Source organism: Propionicimonas sp. T2.31MG-18 (genome assembly GCF_964266745.1).
In the GTDB taxonomy this organism is placed as follows: domain Bacteria; phylum Actinomycetota; class Actinomycetes; order Propionibacteriales; family Propionibacteriaceae; genus Propionicimonas.
In genome coordinates, this window is the sequence record NZ_CAXWGX010000030.1 from 85,224 (window position 1) to 104,300 (window position 19,077).

Consider the following 19,077-nt stretch of genomic DNA (forward strand, 5'->3'; position numbering starts at 1 on the left):
GCTGCGGCCCATGCGTCTCGTCTTCGCCGGCACCCCGCAGGTCGCGGCCGACACCCTGGCCCACCTGCTCGACCGCGGCAGGCACGAGGTGGTCGCCGTGCTCACCCGCCCGGACGCCCCGAAGGGGCGCAGCGGTCGACCGGTCCCCAGCCCGACCGCGGCGCTGGCGCTGGAGCGCGGGATCGAGGTGCTGCGCCCCGCGCGGGCGGGCGACCCGGACCTCGCCCGGCGGCTGGCAGAGCTCGCCCCCGACTGCTGCCCCGTGGTCGCCTACGGCGGGCTCATCCCGCGGCCGCTGCTCGAGATGCCCCGGCACGGGTGGGTGAACGTGCATTTCTCGCTCCTGCCGCGCTGGCGTGGCGCCGCGCCGGTGCAGCACGCGATCCTCGCCGGGGACGAGGTCACCGGGGTGACCGTGTTCGAGCTGGTCGAGGCTCTGGACGCCGGCCCGGTGCTGGCCGCGCAGGAGTACCGGCTGGGCGAGGAGGAGACGGCCGGGGAGGCACTGGCCGCGCTCCAGGGGAGGGGAGCGGAGCTGCTGTGCCAGACGCTGGATGCGCTCGCCGACGGGACCGCGTCCCTGACCCCCCAGCCGACGGACGGCGTGACGCTCGCCCCCAAGCTGACGGCCGAGGGCGCCCGCATCGACTGGACGCGGTCCGCCGCCGGGATCTCGCGGCAGGTGCGGGCGAACAACCCGTCCCCGGTCGCCTGGACCGAGTTGGACGGGGAGCGCTTCCGGGTGCTGGCGGCCGTGCCGCGGGCCGACGAGGGCCTGGCCCCCGGCGAGGTGCGTGCCGGCAGGCGGGAGGCCGTGGTCGGCACCGGCGACGGATCGTTGGAGCTCCGCCAGGTGCAGCCGGCCGGACGGCGCGCGCTCGCCGGCGCCGACTGGGGCCGCGGCCTGCGCGGCCCGGGGCGGTTCACGTGAGCGGGTCGCGCCGCCGTCCCCGGCGAGCGGACCCCGCGCGCAGCACCGCCTTCCGTGTGCTGCGGGCCGTCACGGCCGACGGCGCCTACGCCAACCTGGAGCTCGCCCGCCGCCGCGGCGACCTCGGTGGTCAGGACGCGGCCTTCGCCACGGAGCTCGTCGCCGGTACGTGCCGCGCGATGGGCGGCTACGACCGGGTGATCGAGTCCGCATCGGGCCGGGCCTTGCGTACGCTCCAGCCGGCGGTCGTCGACGTGCTGCGGCTCGGCACCCATCAGCTGCTCGGCATGCGGGTGCCCGCGCACGCCGCCATCGCCACGAGCGTCGACCTCGCCGCCCTCGAGGTGGGGGAGCGGGTGACCGGCCTGGTCAACGCGGTCCTTCGGCGGGTGGCCGAGCGGGACTGGCCCGGCTGGCTGGCCGAGCTGTCCTCCGGCGAGGACGAACTCGGCCGTCTGGCGCTGGCCAGCCACCACCCCCGGTGGATCGTCGAGGCGTGGTCGCGCGTCCTGCCCACCGCGGAGCTCGAGGACGCGCTGGCCGCCGACAACGTGGCCCCGGTGCCGAACCTCGTGGTCCGCCCGGGCCTCGCCGACCGCGCGGAACTGGGCGGGACCCCCGACCGGTGGTCGCCGTTCGGGGCGCAGCGCGACGGCGATCCCGCCGACGTCGCGGCCGTCGTCGAGGGACGGGCCGGCGTGCAGGACGAGGGCTCGCAGCTGGTGGCCCTCGCGCTCGCCCGCGCCGAGGCGCCCGGAGGCCCCTGGCTGGACGTGTGCGCGGGCCCGGGAGGAAAGTCCGCGCTGCTCGCCGGGCTGGCGCGCGAGGCGGGCACCCGGCTGGTCGCCTCGGAGCTCCAGCCGCACCGCGCCCAGCTGGTGGCGGCCAACCTTCGTGCCTACGGGCCGCCGAACCAACCGGTCACGATCGTCGCGGACGGCACGCGCCCCGCCTGGCGTGCCGGCACCTTCGCCCGGGTGCTGGCCGACGTGCCGTGCACCGGGCTCGGCGCTCTGCGCCGGCGCCCCGAGAGCCGCTGGCGCCGCAGCCCGTCCGACCTGCCCGGGCTGGTGGGCCTGCAGCGCCGGCTGCTGGCGCGGGCGATCGAGGCCGCAGCACCCGGCGGGGTGATCGCCTACGTGACGTGTTCGCCCCACCCGGAGGAGACCGCCGCCGTGGTCGCGGACGCGTGCGGCGTCACCCTCCTCGACGCCGCGGCGCACCTCCCGGAGGTGCCCGACGCGGCGGCCGGGAACCTCGTCCAGCTGTGGCCCCACCGGCACGGCACGGACGCGATGTTCCTCGCGCTGCTGCGGCGCGGGGGAGGCCCCGCGGATCGGTAGAGTTCGGCCCGTGGGTATCCGAATCACGCCGAGCATCCTGAATGCGAACCTCGCCGACCTCAACGCGGAGATCGCCCGGATCCCGAGCGCCGACGGCGTGCACCTGGACGTCATGGACAACCGGTTCGTGCCGAACCTCACCTTCGGCCTGCCGATGGTGGAGTGCGTCCGCGCCGGCACCGACAAGCTGCTCGACATCCACCTGATGATCGCCGAGGTGGACCGCTGGGCCCCCGGGTACGCGGAGGCCGGGGCGGAGTCGGTCACGTTCCACGTCGAGGCCTCCGACGCCCCGGTGAAGCTGTCCCGGGAGCTCCGCGCGCTCGGCGCGCGGGCGTCGATGGGACTGCGTCCGGCCACCCCCATCGAGCCCTACGCCGACCTGCTGCCCGAACTCGACATGGTGCTGCTGATGACCGTCGAGCCCGGGTTCGGCGGCCAGTCCTTCCTGGACGTGATGCTGCCCAAGATCCGCCGCACCCGCGCCCTGCTGGACGCCCACGGCGGCGACATCTGGCTCCAGGTGGACGGGGGCATCTCCGAGCAGACGATCGAGCGGTGCGTGGAAGCCGGCGCCGACACGTTCGTGGCGGGTTCCGCGGTCTACCGCGCCGACGATCCCGACGCCGTCGTGCGCGCCCTGAAGGTGCAGGCCGAGGACGCAGCGGCACACCGGGCCTGAGCCCGACTCTCCACCCGGGTGACACCCGGACGGGAACTTATCGCCGTGCCGCCCGGGCTGGGAGGATTCACCACGTGAAGACCGCCATCTTCGCCGCAGCCACCGTCATCGAGGTCATCGCGTGGGCCGCCATCGCCGGCTCGCTCCTGCTCCTCTTCGACGGATGGGCCGCCTGGCTCGCCGTGTCCGCCGTGTTCGCCGGCTTCGTGTTCCTGTGGGCGTCCGCCGTGCTGCCCAGGGCCCGCTGGCCCCTGCCCGCAGCGTGGCGCCTCACCTGCAAGGTGCTGACCTACCTGTTCGCGGCGGAGGTGCTGTGGGTCGTCGCGGAATGGGCCGGGGTGACCTTCGCGGTGGCGGCGGTGTCGGTGGAGGTCCTCCAGTACCGGCTCGACCGGGAGCAGGCGGGCCAGAGGCTGGCCGCGCTCAGCCACGCCGCCGATCTCGACGCCTGAGGTAGCGCTCGAACTCCGCGGCGATCACGTCCCCGCTGGGTGCAGGCGTGGCCTCGTCCCTGCGTTCCTCGAGCGCGCTGACGTAGTTGGCGATGTCGGGGTCGTCGGCGACGAGCTCGTCCACCTGCTCCACCCACTGCGCGGACTCGGTGGCGAGCTGGCCCGGATCGAGCGGCAGGTTGAGCACGTCCTCCAGGCGCACCAGCAGCGCGAGCGTCGCCTTCGGGTTGGGCGGCTCGGCGACGTAGTGCGGCACGGACGCCCACAGCGACACCACGGGGAACCCCGCCCGGTCGCACTCGTAGGACAGCACGCCGACGATCCCGGTCGGCCCCTCGTAGTCGGACAGCTCGAGGCCCAGCTCGTCGGCGAGCCCCTGGCTGCTGGCCGTGCCGCTTACCGGCACCGGACGGCTGTGCGGCGCGTCGGTGAGCAGCGCGCCGAGGAGCACCACCACCTCGGGCTGCACCGAGCGCAGCATCGACAGCAGGCGGGACACGTAGTCCTGCCAGTGGAAGTTCGGTTCGGGGCCCCCGATCAGCACCAGGTCGCGCTCGGGCAGGTGGGCCACGAGCACCTCCGTGGTCGGCCACTCGATGGTGCGGATGCCGTCGACCAGCCGGGAGGTCGGGCGGTTCACCTGGAAGTCGTAGAAGTCCTCAGGGTCGATCGCGAACTCGAGGTCGGCCTTGTAGTGGTCGACCAGATGGTCGATCACTCCGCTGGCCGCCTCACCGGCGTCGTTCCAGCCGCCGAACGCCGCGATCACGGCGGGATTGCGCAGCCCCCTGAGCCCACGAGCCTCTGCCATGGCGACCACTGTAGGCCGACTCGCCTATTCTGCTCCCCATGACCCGCGATCTGCGCACGGCCCTGGCGACCCGCGTCCTCGTGGCGGACGGGGGCATGGGCACGATGCTGCAGGGGTACGACCTCGGCCTGTCCGACTTCGAGGGACTCGAGGGCTGCAACGAGATCCTGAACGTGACGCGTCCCGACGTGGTGGGGGCGATCCACGCCGCCTACCTGGACGCCGGCGCCGACTGCATCGAGACCAACACCTTCGGCGCGAACCTGTCGGCGCTGGGGGAATACGACATCCCCGAGCGGATCGCGGAGCTGGCGGGGGCGGGGGCCCGCATCGCGCGCGCCGCGGCCGACGCGGCGTCCACGCCGGAACGTCCCCGCTACGTGCTCGGCAGCATGGGCCCGGGAACGAAGCTGCCCAGCCTGGGCCACACCACGTACGCCCGGCTGCGGGACGCCTACCAGCAGCAGGCCGAGGCGATGATCGCCGGCGGCGTCGACGGCTTCCAGGTGGAGACGTGCCAGGACCTCCTGCAGGCCCGTGCCGCGGTCAACGGTGTCCGGCGCGCCCGGGAGGCGGCCGGCGTCGACCTGCCGGTGTTCGTCAACGTCACCGTGGAGACCTCCGGCAGCATGCTGCTGGGCAGTGAGATCGGCGCGGCGCTGACCGCCCTCGAGCCGCTGGGGATCGACGCGATCGGCCTCAACTGCGGCACCGGCCCGACCGAGATGAGCGAGCACCTGCGGCACCTGTCACGGCACGCGGGGATCCCGCTGGTGTGCATGCCGAACGCCGGCCTGCCCGAGCTCACCCCCGAGGGCGCCCGGTACCCGATGGGTCCCGAGGAGTTCGTCCGCTACGTCGAGCAGTACACCGCCGAGTTCGGGCTCGGCCTGGTCGGCGGCTGCTGTGGCACCACCCCGGAGCACATCGCACTGCTGGCACGGGCCGTGCACGGACGGACACCCTCCCCGCGCACCCCCGAGCGCGTGGACGCCGTGTCGTCGCTGTACGCGGAGGTCCCGCTGCGCCAGGACACCGCCTACCTGTCGATCGGTGAGCGCACCAACGCGAACGGCTCGAAGGCGTTCCGGGAGGCCATGCTGGCCGAGAACTGGGGCGACTGCCTCGACATCGCCAAGCAGCAGAGCCGCGACGGCGCCCACCTGCTCGACCTGTGCGTCGACTACGTGGGACGTGACGGCGTGGCCGACATGGCCGAACTGGCGTCCCGGATCGGCACCGGGGTGTCGCTGCCGATCATGCTCGACTCCACGGAGCCGGCCGTGCTGCGCGCCGGGCTGGAGCGCCTCGGCGGGCGCTGCGCGATCAACTCGGTGAACTACGAGGACGGCGACGGCCCGTCCTCGCGCTTCGCCCAGGTGATGCCGCTGGTGAAGGAGCACGGCGCGGTCGTGGTCGCGCTGACCATCGACGAGGAGGGCCAGGCCCGGACGGCGGACTGGAAGGTCCGCGTCGCCGAGCGGCTCATCGCCGCCCTGACCGGCGAGTGGGGGCTGGCGATCGAGGACATCATCGTCGACTGCCTGACCTTCCCGATCGCCACCGGGCAGGAGGAGACCCGCAGGGACGCGATCGAGACCATCGAGGCGATCCGCCGGCTGACCACAGCCCACCCCGGGGTGCACACCACCCTCGGCGTCTCCAACGTGTCGTTCGGCCTGAACCCCGCCGCGCGCCAGGTGCTGAACTCTGTGTTCCTGCACGAGTGCGTCGAGGCCGGCCTGGACTCGGCCATCGTGCCGGCCGCGCGCATCGTGCCGATCTCGCGCATTCCCGAGGAGCAGCGCCGGGTGGCCGAGGACCTCGTCTACGACCGGCGCAGCGACGGCTACGACCCACTCACCCGGTTCCTCGAGCTGTTCGAGGGCGTCACCACGACGTCGACGAAGGAGGCGCGGGCCGCGGAGCTGGCCGCGCTGCCGGTCAACGAGCGGCTCCAGCGCCGGATCGTCGACGGCGACGCCAAGGGGCTGGAGGCCGACCTCGATGAGGCGCTGGCGACCACGCCGGCCCTCGACATCATCAACGACGACCTGCTCGCCGGCATGAAGGTGGTCGGCGAACTGTTCGGTTCCGGACAGATGCAGCTGCCGTTCGTGCTGGCCTCCGCGGAGGTGATGAAGTCCTGCGTCCGCTACCTCGAGCCCCACCTGGACAAGGCGGACGCCGGCGGCAAGGGCACGATCGTGATCGCCACCGTGAAGGGCGACGTCCACGACATCGGCAAGAACCTGGTGGACATCATCCTCACCAACAACGGCTACACCGTGGTGAACCTGGGCATCAAGCAGCCGGTCAGCGCGATCATCGAGGCGGCCCTCGTGCACAAGGCCGACGCGATCGGCATGTCCGGCCTGCTGGTGAAGTCGACGGTCGTCATGCGGGACAACCTCCAGGAGCTGAACAGCCGCGGGCTCAGCGAGTTCCCCGTGCTGCTCGGCGGCGCGGCCCTGACCCGTGCCTTCGTCGAGGAGGACCTGAACGACCTCTACCACGGCGAGGTGCGCTACGCGCGGGACGCCTTCGAGGGGCTGTCGCTGATGGAGAAGGTCGTGGCGGTGAAGCGGGGCGAGCCGGGAGCGGCACTCCCCGAGCCGCGGCGCCGCAGGGTGGTGGCGAAGCCGCGCGCGTCCGCGGACGAACCGGACGAGGAGCCGTCCGGGCGGTCCGACGTCGCGCGCGGCGGGCCCGTGCCGACCCCGCCGTTCCTCGGCAGCCGGGTCGTCAAGGGCCTGAAGCTCGCCGACATCTCGGGCTGGCTCGACGAGCGCGCCACCTTCATGGGGCAGTGGGGCCTGCGCGGCGCCGCCGGCGGGCCGAGCTACGAGGAGATGGTGGAGACCGAAGGGCGGCCCCGGCTGCGCTACTGGCTCGATCGCCTGCACACCGACTCGCTGGTGGAGCCTGCGGTCGTCTACGGCTACTGGCCCTGCCACTCCGAGGGCAACACGCTCATCCTGGGCGACCCGGAGGACCCGTCGCGGGAGGTGACCCGCTTCGACTTCCCCCGCCAGACCCGCGACCGCCGGCTGTGCCTGGCCGACTTCTTCCGCGACGCCCGGGAGGCCGCCGACCTCGGCCCGGACGTGATCGCGCTCCAGCTGGTGACGATGGGCTCGGTGGTGGCGGAGGCGACGGCGAAGCTGTTCGCCGCTGACGCCTACCGGGACTACCTCGAGCTGCACGGGCTGAGCGTCCAGCTCACCGAGGCGCTCGCCGAGTACTGGCACGCCCGCGTGCGCGCGGAGCTCGGCCTCGGCGGGGACGGCGACGTGGACGCGATGATCCGCGACCAGGCCTACCGCGGGTCGCGCTACTCGTTCGGCTATCCCGCCTGTCCCGACCTGGCGGACCGGGCAAAGCTGGTCACCCTGCTCCGGCCGGAGCGGATCGGTGTGCAATTGAGCGAGGAACTTCAGCTCCACCCCGAGCAGTCCACGGACGCGCTCGTCGTGCACCACCAGGAGGCCAAGTACTTCAATGCGCGCTGACCATCACCCCTCTCGCGCACCCCGGCGCCGGCTGGCGCTCCTGCTCGCCGGCTCCCTCTGCGTGCTGGCCGCCTGCACGCCTCCGGCCGTCGAGCCGACGCTCACCCCGACGCCGAGCCCGACCCCGCGTCCCTTCACGGTGATCACCACCGGCCAGATGACCACGGCCGATCCGGCGGTCGCCACCGCGGACACCGACTCGATCCTGGTCACGAGCATCTACCAGCGGCTGATGGTGGTGCTGCCGGAGTCCGGCGAGCTGAAGCCGGACGCGGCCACCGACTGCCTGTTCACGTCCACGCTCACCTACGAGTGCACGCTGCCGGAGGAACTCTTCTTCCACAACGGCGACGTGCTCGACGCCACGGACGTGAAGTTCAGCATCCAGCGCGCGCTGCGCATGGACACCCCCGGCTCCTCGGTCGGGCTGCTGTCGGCCCTCAAGCGGATCGACGTCCCCGACGCGCACACGGTGCGCTTCCAGCTCTCCTGGCCGGACAACCAGTTCGGCTACGCGCTGGCCGGACAGGCGGCGTCCATCGTGGACGCCGGGACGTTCGACCCCGACACCGCGCTGCCGCTGGAGACGCTCCCCGTCGGATCCGGCCCCTACCAGGTCGACGCCCTCGACCCCGACGCGGCGACCTTCACCCGCTTCGAGAAGTACGTGGGGCCGAAGAAGGGGCTCCTTGCGGCGCTGAAGCTCCAGATCGTCCCCGACTCGGTGGCGGCGGAGGAGGCCATCGACAAGGCCACCGCGGAGGTGGTGTGGCGCAGCCTGGACAACGCCGCGCTCCAGCGCGTGACCGACAAGATCGCCGGCAGCCCGGACAGGACGACGGAGAGCGGCTTCTCCCGCCTGCCGCTGCCCGGCCTGCGGGTCGCGCAGCTGGTCTGGAACCCCGCGTCCCCCCTGCGCAAGGACGCCAAGCTGCGCGAGGGCGTCGCCAAGGCGTTGCAGGGCGACCGGACGCTGGACTCGATCGTCCCGGTGGGCGTGGAGGACCACGCCGCGTCGTTCGACCTCGGCGGACGCCCGCGCCTGCCGAAGCTCGGCGGGGGGCGCACCAACCTGACGCTCGGCTACAGCCGCACCGCACCCGGGCACGCCGACCTGGCCAGCCTGCTGCGCGACCGCATCGAGGAGCTGGACGGGGTGAGCGTCCGGCTCGTCACCACCAGGGACGCCGACCTCTACCTCACCGACCGTCCGGCCTGGGTGAACAACGCCACCGGCTGGCTCCAGCGCTACCTCGCCGACCCGCTGCCGGGCAGCCGCAGCAAGCTGGAGATGCTCGGCCAGCGCGCGCGCACCACCAGTGGCACGGCGCGCACCGCTGCGCTGACCGAGATCCAGCAGCAGGCCGCGGCCGACAACACCGTGCTGCCGATCTCGCAGTCCGACGGCATCATGTTCGTGGCGAAGGGAGTGACCATGGTCGGCGAGCCGTTCGGCAGTGGACAGGTGCTCGGATTGTGGGGACTCACCAATGGATGACCTGACGGCGGCCCCGGAGGCCACCACGCACCGCGAGCCGAGCGGGGTCCGCACCGGGCCGCTCGCTGCGGGCGAGCGGGTGACGCTCAGCGACCCGAAGGGGCGCCGGCACTCCGTGCTGCTGGTGCCCGGCGGGGTGTTCCACACGACCAAGGGCGGCATCAGCCACGACGACCTGATCGGAGTGCCGGAGGGCAGCGTCGTGATGTCGGCCGGCGGGGTGGCCTACCTGGCCTTTCGTGCCCTGCTGGAGGAGTTCACCGTCACGATGCCCCGCGGCGCGACGGTGGTCTACCCCAAGGACGCCGCGCACATCCTGGTGCAGACCGACATCTTCCCCGGTGCGCGGGTGCTCGAGGCCGGCGCCGGTTCGGGCGCGCTGAGCATCTTCCTGCTGCGGGCGATCGGCACCACCGGCCGCCTGTACTCCTACGAGCGGCGGCCGGACTTCGCTGCCATCGCGAAGAAGAACGTCACCGCGTTCTTCGGCGCCGAACACCCGGCCTGGACCCTGCGCATCGGCGACCTGGTCACCGACCTCCGGCCGGAGCCGGTCGACCGGGTCGTGCTCGACATGCTGGCGCCGTGGGAGTGCGTGGATGCCGTCGCCGGCGTGCTCGAACCCGGCGGGCTGCTGTGCTGCTACGTGGCCACCACCACCCAGCTCGGGCGCACCATGGACACCCTGCGCGCCCACGGCGGGTTCACCGAGCCGGACGCCAGGGAGTACTCCGCGCGGGAGTGGCACGCCGAAGGCCTGGCGATCCGCCCGGGACACGGCACCAGCGGCCACACCGGCTTCCTGGTCTTCAGCCGACGCCTGGCCCCGGGCGTCGTGGCCCCGCTGCGTCGGCGGCGTCCCGCCCCCGGAGCGTACGGGCCCGACTACAGCGGTCCGCGTCCGGCGGGGGTGAGCCCGGAGCCCGGAGATGCCTGAGCCGGCAGAGCTCGCCCGCGAGCTGGCCCGGGCGAACGAGCTCCTGGAGTCGCGAGCCCGCGCCCTCGACCTGGCCGAACGACGCCTGGCCGACGCCAGGACCGACGCCAGGACGCTGGCCGCCACCAACGAGCGGCTCAACGCCACGCTGGCCGACGCCAGGGAGTCCCTGGTGTCGCTGCGGGCGGAGCTGGAGGCGCTCGGCACGCCGCCGAGCTCGTTCGGGGTCGTGCTCGAGCCGGGGGACGAGACGGTCGACGTGGCCACCGGGGGCCGGGTGCTGCGCTGCGCGGTCCGCCCCGACCTCGACCCCGACGTCCTGCGCCCCGGGGCGCGCGTGCTGCTGAACGAGGCCCTGCTCGTCGTCGGTGTCGTCGCCGACCTGCCCGCGGGGGAGACCGTGCGGCTGGTGGAGGTGCTCGACGACGGTCGCCTGCTCGCGGCGGGAGCGTCGGGAGACGAGATGGTGCTGCTGGCCTCCGCCGCCCTCGACGTGGCGGCGCTCCGGCCCGGCGTGACGTTGCTCGCCGACCGCCGGGCGCTCCTGGCGTCCGCCCAGGTGCCGCGCAGCGAGGTCGCCGACCTGACGCTGGAGGAGGTGCCGGACGTCAGCTACGCCGACATCGGCGGGCTGGGGGCCCAGATCGAGCAGATCAGGGACGCCGTCGAGCTGCCGTTCCGACACCGGGAGCTGTTCACCGAGTTCGGGCTGCGTCCGCCGAAGGGCGTCCTGCTGTACGGACCGCCGGGCTGCGGCAAGACCATGATCGCCAAGGCGGTCGCGAACTCCGCCGGCAGTCACTTCCTCAACATCAAGGGCCCCGAACTGCTCGACAAGTACGTGGGCGAGACCGAGCGGCAGATCCGCGCGATCTTCACCCGGGCGAAGGAGCACGCCACCTCGGGCCGCCCGGTGATCGTGTTCTTCGACGAGATGGACGCGCTGTTCCGCACCCGGGGCAGCGGGGTGTCCTCCGACGTGGAGGCGACGATCGTGCCGCAGCTCCTCAGCGAGATCGACGGCGTGGAGGGGCTGGCGAACGTGATCGTCATCGGGGCCACCAACCGCGAGGACCTGATCGACCCGGCGATCCTGCGTCCGGGCCGGCTGGACGTGAAGATCAAGCTCGACCGTCCCGACCGCGACGGCGCGGCGGAGATCCTCGCGCGCTATCTGACCGCGGAGACCCCGCTGAACACCGGAGGCCGCGAGCCGGAGGAGTTCCGCAGCGCCCTGGTCGCGGCGATCGTCGACCGGCTGTATGCCCGCAGCGAGGAGAACCGGTTCATCGAGGTCACCTACGCCGGCGGCGACCGCGAGGTGCTGTACGTGGCCGACTTCGTCTCCGGCGCCATGCTGGCCGGGGTCGTGGGACGGGCGAAGAAGGCGGCCATCAAGGACCTGATCGACGGGGGAGAGCGCGGGGTGAGGCTCGACCACGTGCTGGCGGCCTGCGCGGCCGAGATCGGCGAGAACGAGGAACTGCCCAACACCACCAACCCCGACGACTGGGCCCGCGTCTCCGGGCGCAAGGGCGAGCGGATCGTGTTCCTGCGCACGCTCGTCGGCTCCCGCCAGCTCACCCCGTGACCCCGCCGATCCCCGACCACGGTCCGGTCGGCGTCCCGCCAGCCGACCGTCCTCGTCGCGCCGCCGGCGGCGGTGCCGCCTGGGCCCCGTCGGGGCCGTCCGCAGCCGTGCCGCGGGTCATGGGGATCGAGACCGAGTACGGGATCCTCGCCCCGTCCGTACCGCACGTGCACCCGTCCGCGCTGAGCGCAGCGGTGGTCGCCGCCTACCCCGGGACGGCCACCGGCACCACGCTGGACTGGGTCGACCCCATCCCGATCGAGGACGCCCACAACCGGATCCTCGCCAACGGCGCCCGCCTCTACGTCGACCACGCGCACCCCGAGTACTCGGGGCCGGAGGTGACCACCGCGCGCGCGGCGGTGGCCTACGACCTGGCGGGCGATGCCGCCGTGGTCGCCGCCGCGGGCGCCGCGTCCCGGCAGCTGGGCGTCGAGATCGGCATCTTCAAGAACAACACCGACTCCCACGGCGCGTCCTATGGCTGCCACGAGAACCACCTGCTGCCGCGCTCGCTGCCGTGGGCACAGGTCGTCGCGCTGCTGCCGGCGTTCCTGGTCTCGCGGACCGTGCTCACCGGTGCCGGACGCGTCGGCATCGGGCAGGACGGGCGGGTCCCGGGCTTCCAGCTCAGCCAGCGCGCGGACTTCTTCGAGACGCTCGAGGGCATCCAGACCACCCGCCGCCGACCGATCGTGAACACCCGCGACGAGCCCCACGCCCCGCCCGCGGCCTACCGGCGCCTCCACGTGATCACCGGCGATGCGAACCGCACCCCGTACACCACCTGGCTGAAGGCAGGGATGCTGTCGGCGTTCCTGACGGCGCTGCGGGCCGGCGTCCTGCCCGAGGTGCGCCTGGCCGATCCGGTCGCAGCCTTCCACGACACCAGCCACGATCCGGGGTTGCGCGTGACGCTCAGGCTGGACGACGGCCGCCGGCTGACGGCACTGGAGCTCCAGGAGCTGTTCCACGCCGCGGTCAGCGCCGACGCGGCCCGGCGTCCGGACGACTACGAGGCCGACGTGGTCGCCGCGTGGGGCGAGGCCGTGGACGACCTGCGGACGGACCCGGCGCGCTGCGCGGACCGCCTCGACTGGGTGGCCAAGCTGGCCCTGCTGGACGCGTTCGCCGCGCGGCACGGCCTGGACTGGGCGAGCGCCCGCCTCGCCCAGCTCGACCTCGCGTGGGCCCGGCTCGACGTCCCCGGCCCCTGGGACGCGCTGGACCGCGCCGGGCGGTTCCGTCCGGTCGTCACCGCCCAGGAGGTGGACCGCGCGGGCGTCGAACCGCCGGCCGACACGCGGGCCTGGCTGCGGGGGAGCGTCGTCGGCGCGGCCCCGGAGCGTGTCACCGGCGGTTCCTGGGACTGGCTGCGGGTTCGCGACGACGCCGGCCGGGAGCACCAGCTCGACCTGTCCGAGCCGGCCCGCGGCACGCGGGCGGACGTCGGCGTGCTGGAGGGCCCCGGCGCGGTCGATGCGCTGCTGCGCCGTCGTGGGTGAGTAGGCTGTCCGGCGCCCGAACAGATCAGGAGGACCGGTGGCCGAACGCGTGCAGCGGGAACGGACGCCCCAGCGCGAGGACGAGGTGGCCGAGGCCGCCCCGCTTCCGGCACGGTCGGTGGACTACGACGCGATCCTCGACCAGATCGACGCGGTGCTCGAGGCGGACGCCGAGGAGTACGTCCGCTCGTTCGTGCAGAAGGGCGGCCAGTGACCAGACCTGAGCTGTCCCCGGCGCTGGTGATCGGCACGGGCCTGGTCGGGGCGTCCGTGGCCCACGCGCTGACCCGGGCGGGCCTGACCGTCCACCTCCAGGACAAGGTGTCGAGCCACGCCCGCGTGGCCGCGTCCCGGGGTGCCGGGACGACCGCAGCGCCCGATCCGGGGGCGGTCCGCCTGGTGGTCGTCGCCGTGCCGCCGGAGGCACTGCCGAAGGTGATCGCGCGGTCGCTGGCCACCTACCCGCACGCGACGGTGACCGACGTCGGCTCGGTGAAGGGGACGGTCCTCTCCGCGCTGCGGCGGACCGATGCCGACCTGTCCCGCTACGTCGGCTCGCACCCGATGGCCGGCTCGCAGCACGTCGGCCCGCTGACCGCACGGGCGGACCTGTTCGTGGACCGCACCTGGGTGATCACCCCGCACGACACCTCCGCAGCCCAGGCGGTGCTGGACGTGCAGGAGCTGGCGTCGCTCTGCGGCGCACGACGGGTCACGATGGGCGCGGCCCACCACGACGAGGCCGTCGCCCAGGTGTCGCACCTGCCGCACCTGGTGTCCGTCCTCGTCGCCGGGCGCCTCACCGAGGTGCCGGCCGAACACCTCCGGCTGGCCGGCCAGGGACTGCGCGACGTCACCCGCATCGCCGGATCGGACCCGGGGCTGTGGCAGCAGATCATCGGCGCCAACGCTGTCGCCGTCCGTTCCGAGCTCGTGGCCCTCCAGGCCGACCTGGCCGACCTGATCGCCGGGCTCGAGGCCGGCGACGTGGGCCCGGCGCTCGAGCGCGGGCTGGACGGCACGCGCGCGCTCCCCGGCAAGCACGGGCTGAGCTCCACCAGCTACGCCCACGTGGTGGTCGAGATCCCGGACGCCCCCGGCGCCCTGGCCCGGCTCTTCCGCGACATCGAGACCGCGGGGGTCAACATCGAGGACCTGTCGATCGACCACGACCTCGAGCGCGAGGTGGGCTGGCTGTCGGTGCAGGTCGCCCCCGAGCGGGCCGACGAGCTCACGGCCGCCATGACCGACGCGGGCTGGACCGTCCGCGACCGCGAACCCCAGTTGTAGACCCGGAGGAAGCAATGACCACAGAACGTCTCGTGATCGCCGTCGACGGGCCCAGCGGCTCCGGGAAGTCGTCCACCTCGCGCGGGGTGGCCAAGGCCCTCGGGCTGGCCTACCTCGACACCGGCGCGATGTACCGGGCGGTGACCCGCGCGTTCCTGGACGCCGGCGTGGACCCCGCCGACGCGCCCGCCGTGATCGCGGTGACGGTCGGGGCCGACCTCGAGATCAGCACGGACCCCGACGACCAGTGGGTACGGGTGAACGGCCGCGACGTGACGACGGCGATCCGGGAGCCGGAGGTGTCCGCGAACGCCAGCGCCGTCTCGACCGTGCCGGAGTGCCGCGCCAACCTCGTCGCCCGCCAGCGGGCGATCATCGACGCGGCCCCGAACGGCATCGTCGCAGAGGGCCGCGACATCACCACCGTGGTGGCCCCGGACGCGCCCGTCCGGCTGTTGCTCACCGCCGACCCGGAGATCCGGATGGCGCGCCGCAAGGCCGAACTCGGCGACAAGGTGGACGACGCGCAGCTGGCCGACCAGATCCTGCGCCGCGACGCCGACGACTCCCGGCTGGTGAACTTCACCACGGCCGCCGACGGCGTGACGCACCTCGACTGCACCTACCTCACGCTGGAGGAGACGATCGACGCCGTGCTCGGGCTGGTGGCGCGGACGGCGCGCTGACGCCGACCAGCCAACCCGGGAGTCCGCGGCCGGCGACGACGCGGCGCACCGCGACCCACACCAGGGCGGCCAGCACCAGTGGCGCCACCTGCACGCGCGTGAGCGACGCGAGGGCCGTGGCCAGCGCAGGCAGCAGCCAGGCGGCCACCAGCACCTCCCGGTCGCCGCGACGCCACCCGTTCTCGAGGCCGTACACCGCCAGCCAGGCGATCGGGAACGCGAGCCAGACCAGGTCGTAGTCGAAGGCGTAGGGGTTCGCCAGGAACGTCGCGGCCATCAGGACGGCCCCGCGCAGCGGGAGCGCGTCCGTGCGTCGCCAGACCACCCACACGGCCACCGCCGCTGCGATCGCGACGACGGCGTGGACGGCGTACGCCCACGGCACCGGGGTGCCGAGGAGCCGCAGCAGGGCGAAGGTCGAGGGCATCTTCGCCCACGGCAGGTAGCCGTTCTCCGTCGCGAGGCGCGCGAACTGGAGGCTGTCGAGCCAGGCACCCAGGACGCCGGGACCGAACACCAGCAGGCTCGCTGCAAGGAAGGCCACTGCTGTCGCCGCAGCGCTGGCGAGCGTCCGCCAGGCGCGGGCCGCGACGAGCGCGACGGCGAAGAGCACGGCCAGGTGCGGCTTGATCGCCAGCAGGCCCAGGAGGACGCCGGCGAGCACCGGCTTGCGCCCGTGCAGGAGGAGGGAGCCCCCCGCCAGCGCGGCCGTCAGGAGGCCGTTCTGACCGTGGGCCGCGCAGACCCAGAGCCCGGGAAAGGCCGCGATCAACCAGCCGGCGCCTGCCCGCGCGACCGCGCTCCGGAGGGCGACCAGCCACGCGGCGGTCGTGGTCGCGACGAAGCCGGCAAGGGCGGCCAGGTACGGCACGAGCGCGAGCGGTGCGATCACGAGGAGAAACGTGGGCGGATAGAACCAGGCGAACAGCTCCCCGGTGAAGCCGGGGAAGACCGCCTTCTGGGTGGCGTTGAGCACCGCGTAGTCGAACACGGAGGCCCCCCGGCCCGAGAGGACGAGGACGGAGGCGCTGTAGAAGGTCACGAAGTCGGTGCCGAGGGGCTGTCCCTTGAAGTCGAGGCCGTCGTGCAGCGTGAGGGCATAGGCCACCACGGCGAACAGGTAGGCGGCGACGAAGATCCGGGGGTAGACGCGCAGGCGTTCGTCATCCAGCCAGTGCCGGCCAGCCTCCACGCGTCCTCCCTTCGCCGGTGGCCAGTCTGTCACCACACCCCGGCTCCGGCCGGGAGCCGGGCGTGCGGTAGCCTGATCAGTCGCACGTACAGCAGAGGGGACCCCCATGACCGAGACCACCGGGACCGAGCAGGTGAAGCCCGTCGTGGCCGTCGTCGGACGTCCCAACGTGGGCAAGTCGATGCTGGTGAACCGGATCATCGGTCGCCGCGAGGCCGTCGTCCAAGACCTGCCCGGTGTCACCCGCGACCGCGTGAGCTACGACGCGGAGTGGAACGGGCGCGAGTTCGTGATCGTCGACACCGGCGGCTGGGCCCCGGACGCCAAGGGCATGGCCGCCCAGATCGCCGAGCAGGCCGAGCTGGCCATCGCGGCCGCGGACGTCGTGCTGTTCGTCGTGGACGCCACCGTCGGCACGCAGGACGTGGACGAGGCCGTCGTCGACGTGCTGCGCCGCAGCCGCAAGCCGGTCGTGCTGGCCGCGAACAAGGTGGACGACCTCCGGCAGGAGGCGGACGCCGCCTCGATGTGGAACCTCGGGCTCGGCGAGCCGCACCCGGTGTCCGCCATGCACGGGCGGGGGACCGGCGACCTGCTGGACGCGATGCTCGAGGTGATGCCGGAGGCGCCGCGCGCCGGTGAGGCCGAGATCGGCGGCCCGCGCCGGGTCGCCATCGTCGGGCGTCCGAACGTCGGGAAGTCGTCCCTGCTGAACCAGCTGGCGAACGCCCGGCGCGTGGTGGTCGACAACGTGGCGGGGACCACGGTCGATCCGGTCGACGAGCTCGTCGAGGTGGGCGGGATCCTGTACCGCTTCATCGACACCGCCGGCCTGCGCCGCCGGGTGAAGGAGGCGTCCGGGCACGAGTACTACGCCGCGCTGCGCACCCAGAGTGCGATCGAGCGCGCCGAGGTGTGCGTGGTGGTGCTGGACGCGTCGGAGACCATCAGCGACCAGGACCTGCGCATCCTGACCATGGTCGAGGAGGCCGGCAAGGCCCTCGTGATCGCGTACAACAAGTGGGACCTCACTGACGACGAGCGGCGCCACTACCTGGCGCGCGAGGTGGAGCAGGACATCCGTGCCTTCGCCTGGGCGCCCGGGGTGAACATCTCCGCGCTGACCGGCCGCAACGTCGACAGGCTGTCGAAGGCGATCGAGGAGGCCCTGGAGGGCTGGGAGACCCGGGTCTCCACGGGCAAGCTCAACGCGTTCCTCGGACGTCTCACGGCCGCGCACCCGCACCCGGTGCGGGGCGGCAAGCAGCCGCGCATCCTGTTCGGCACGCAGGCCCACAACTGCCCGCCGACGTTCGCCCTGTTCACGTCCGGCCAGTTCGACCCGCAGTACGTCCGCTTCGTCGAGCGCCGCCTGCGCGAGGACTTCGGCTTCCGCGGGTCGCCCGTCCACGTCGAGGTCCGGGCGCGCGAGAAGCGCAAGGATCGCTGATCACTCCGATCCCGGACGGAGTTCCGACGGGACCGGGGCGGAGCGAGGGTAGCCCCGCTCAGCCCTGGGGTGGTGCGGGCGGCTGCCAGCCACCCGGCTGGCCCGGTGCGGGCGGTGCCGGCGGCGGGTACCCCTGGCCGGGCTGCTGCTGCCCGTAGTACTGTCCCGGGGGCGCGTAGTAGCCGGGCTGGGGGGCCTGGTGGCCGTACGCCGGAGCGGGCGGCAGCTCGGAGCGCCGTACCTGGTCGATGAACATGTAGGTGGTGTAGGCGTGCAGGAACGGCTGGGTGACCAGCTGGACGGCCACCTGCAGGAGGATCACCACGAGGTAGAGCGGCAGCAGCACCATCATGGCTGCGGCCACGCGGCCGGGATCGTTGGTGCTGCCCTCCACGCTCATGGCGGCCGGCATCATCACGATCTGGGACGCCCCACTCACGACCATGCCGACGGCGGCGACGGCGAGCGACGCGACGATGGAGTAGCCGAAGGTGCGCCAGAACGCGCCGCGGGTGAGGCGCCAGGAACGCTTCATCCCGTCGATGCCGCCGACCTGCTCGAGGGCGATGGCCGGCACCGTGTAGAGCAGCTTGATCTGGAGGAAGATCGTCACCGGGATCATGGCGAGCACCAGCAGCACCATCAGTGCGGCGGCCCCGGCCGCGCGTCCGCCGGAGCTGCCGTCCAGGGCACCGACCATGGCGAAGACGATCCCCAGGACGAGGCCGTAGGCGAGGAGGACCGCGCCGAGGAAGATCGCGATCACCGGCGCCATGCGGGGAAGGAAGCCTCGCGTCCGGGTCAGCAGACCCCGCAGGTCGGGGTGCTGGCCCTGGGCGATCTCGTAGGCCCCGAGGGACATCATGCCCTGGGCCTTCACCTGGGCCAGGACGGTCGCGAGGGCACCGATGATCGCGACGGCGATGCCCACCAGGATCCCGGCGGTCATGCCGCGGGATCCTGCGGCCACCGTCGCCGAGAGGGCGATGACGACGCCGCCGCCGATCACGACGAGGCCCACGAGGGACGGGAACAGGGCGATCAGGACGAACAGGCCGAAGCGGCGCTTGAGCGCGGCGAAGCTTCCGGCGAACAGGTCGCCGATGTCGAGCGGACTGGGCCGCAACAGGGGTGTGGGTGCGAGCACAGGATGAGCGTACTGTCGCGGGCCGACAGCGCGCGGGTGTCCGTCCCCGG

The 19,077-nt window shown here is 73.2% G+C and carries 15 protein-coding genes and 1 pseudogene; 13 read left to right on the forward strand and 3 right to left on the reverse strand.

Annotation, left to right across the window (positions count from 1 at the left end; translation table 11 throughout):
- Positions 1-10: 10 nt before the first annotated feature.
- The 4 genes from fmt to ACFQQJ_RS17350 all read left to right on the forward strand — a co-directional run bounded on the left by fmt (position 11) and on the right by ACFQQJ_RS17350 (position 3,408).
- Positions 11-931: a methionyl-tRNA formyltransferase gene (gene fmt, locus ACFQQJ_RS17335; RefSeq protein WP_377108495.1), complete on the forward strand. Its 921-nt coding sequence runs from the start codon at positions 11-13 to the stop codon at positions 929-931.
- Entirely contained in the window at positions 928-2,274 is a 1,347-nt protein-coding gene (locus ACFQQJ_RS17340) for an RsmB/NOP family class I SAM-dependent RNA methyltransferase (protein WP_377108497.1), read from the forward strand. The genes fmt and ACFQQJ_RS17340 overlap by 4 nt, the downstream gene beginning before the upstream one ends.
- Before the next feature lie 10 nt (positions 2,275-2,284).
- Entirely contained in the window at positions 2,285-2,956 is a 672-nt protein-coding gene (gene rpe, locus ACFQQJ_RS17345; RefSeq protein WP_377108499.1) for a ribulose-phosphate 3-epimerase, read from the forward strand.
- Positions 2,957-3,030: 74 nt separating this feature from the next.
- A complete protein-coding gene (locus tag ACFQQJ_RS17350; RefSeq protein WP_377108501.1) occupies positions 3,031-3,408 on the forward strand; it encodes a hypothetical protein in 378 nt (125 codons plus the stop codon).
- Here ACFQQJ_RS17350 and ACFQQJ_RS17355 read toward each other — a convergent pair.
- Positions 3,380-4,219, reverse strand: a complete 840-nt coding sequence (locus tag ACFQQJ_RS17355) for a PAC2 family protein (protein ID WP_377108502.1) — start codon at positions 4,217-4,219, stop codon at positions 3,380-3,382. The two genes, ACFQQJ_RS17350 and ACFQQJ_RS17355, sit on opposite strands and share 29 nt — an antisense overlap.
- Positions 4,220-4,257: 38 nt before the next feature.
- Between ACFQQJ_RS17355 and metH the strand changes: the two genes are divergently transcribed.
- The 8 genes and pseudogenes from metH to cmk all read left to right on the forward strand — a co-directional run bounded on the left by metH (position 4,258) and on the right by cmk (position 15,238).
- Complete coding sequence (gene metH, locus ACFQQJ_RS17360) at positions 4,258-7,731, forward strand: methionine synthase (protein ID WP_377108503.1); 3,474 nt, start codon at positions 4,258-4,260, stop codon at positions 7,729-7,731.
- Complete coding sequence (locus tag ACFQQJ_RS17365) at positions 7,721-9,229, forward strand: ABC transporter substrate-binding protein (protein WP_377108505.1); 1,509 nt, start codon at positions 7,721-7,723, stop codon at positions 9,227-9,229. Before metH ends, ACFQQJ_RS17365 begins: the two co-directional genes overlap by 11 nt.
- A gap of 55 nt (positions 9,230-9,284) precedes the next feature.
- Positions 9,285-10,166 (forward strand): annotated as a pseudogene (locus ACFQQJ_RS17370) (tRNA (adenine-N1)-methyltransferase); the annotation flags it as partial.
- Positions 10,159-11,757, forward strand: a complete 1,599-nt coding sequence (gene arc, locus ACFQQJ_RS17375; RefSeq protein ID WP_377108507.1) for a proteasome ATPase — start codon at positions 10,159-10,161, stop codon at positions 11,755-11,757. The pseudogene ACFQQJ_RS17370 and the gene arc, both read left to right, overlap by 8 nt.
- Positions 11,754-13,262: a proteasome accessory factor PafA2 family protein gene (locus tag ACFQQJ_RS17380; RefSeq protein ID WP_377108509.1), complete on the forward strand. Its 1,509-nt coding sequence runs from the start codon at positions 11,754-11,756 to the stop codon at positions 13,260-13,262. The genes arc and ACFQQJ_RS17380 overlap by 4 nt, the downstream gene beginning before the upstream one ends.
- A gap of 37 nt (positions 13,263-13,299) precedes the next feature.
- Entirely contained in the window at positions 13,300-13,476 is a 177-nt protein-coding gene (locus ACFQQJ_RS17385) for a ubiquitin-like protein Pup (protein ID WP_377108511.1), read from the forward strand.
- Positions 13,473-14,552: a prephenate dehydrogenase gene (locus ACFQQJ_RS17390; protein WP_377108513.1), complete on the forward strand. Its 1,080-nt coding sequence runs from the start codon at positions 13,473-13,475 to the stop codon at positions 14,550-14,552. The genes ACFQQJ_RS17385 and ACFQQJ_RS17390 overlap by 4 nt, the downstream gene beginning before the upstream one ends.
- A 14-nt stretch (positions 14,553-14,566) precedes the next feature.
- Entirely contained in the window at positions 14,567-15,238 is a 672-nt protein-coding gene (gene cmk / locus ACFQQJ_RS17395) for a (d)CMP kinase (protein ID WP_377108515.1), read from the forward strand.
- Here cmk and ACFQQJ_RS17400 read toward each other — a convergent pair.
- Positions 15,180-16,430, reverse strand: coding sequence for a glycosyltransferase family 87 protein (locus ACFQQJ_RS17400; RefSeq protein ID WP_377108516.1), 1,251 nt, complete (start codon positions 16,428-16,430; stop codon positions 15,180-15,182). The two genes, cmk and ACFQQJ_RS17400, sit on opposite strands and share 59 nt — an antisense overlap.
- Before the next feature lie 106 nt (positions 16,431-16,536).
- Between ACFQQJ_RS17400 and der the strand changes: the two genes are divergently transcribed.
- Positions 16,537-17,880 carry a ribosome biogenesis GTPase Der gene (gene der, locus ACFQQJ_RS17405; protein ID WP_377108518.1) on the forward strand — a complete coding sequence of 448 codons (1,344 nt, stop codon included), beginning with the start codon at positions 16,537-16,539 and terminating at the stop codon, positions 17,878-17,880.
- Between the two features lie 58 nt (positions 17,881-17,938).
- On the opposite strand, the gene ACFQQJ_RS17410 is transcribed toward der, so the two are convergent.
- The gene (locus ACFQQJ_RS17410) at positions 17,939-19,027 is read right to left on the reverse strand and encodes a glycerophosphoryl diester phosphodiesterase membrane domain-containing protein (RefSeq protein WP_377108520.1); all 1,089 of its coding nucleotides are present in this window, start codon (positions 19,025-19,027) and stop codon (positions 17,939-17,941) included.
- Between the last annotated feature and the right edge of the window lie 50 nt (positions 19,028-19,077).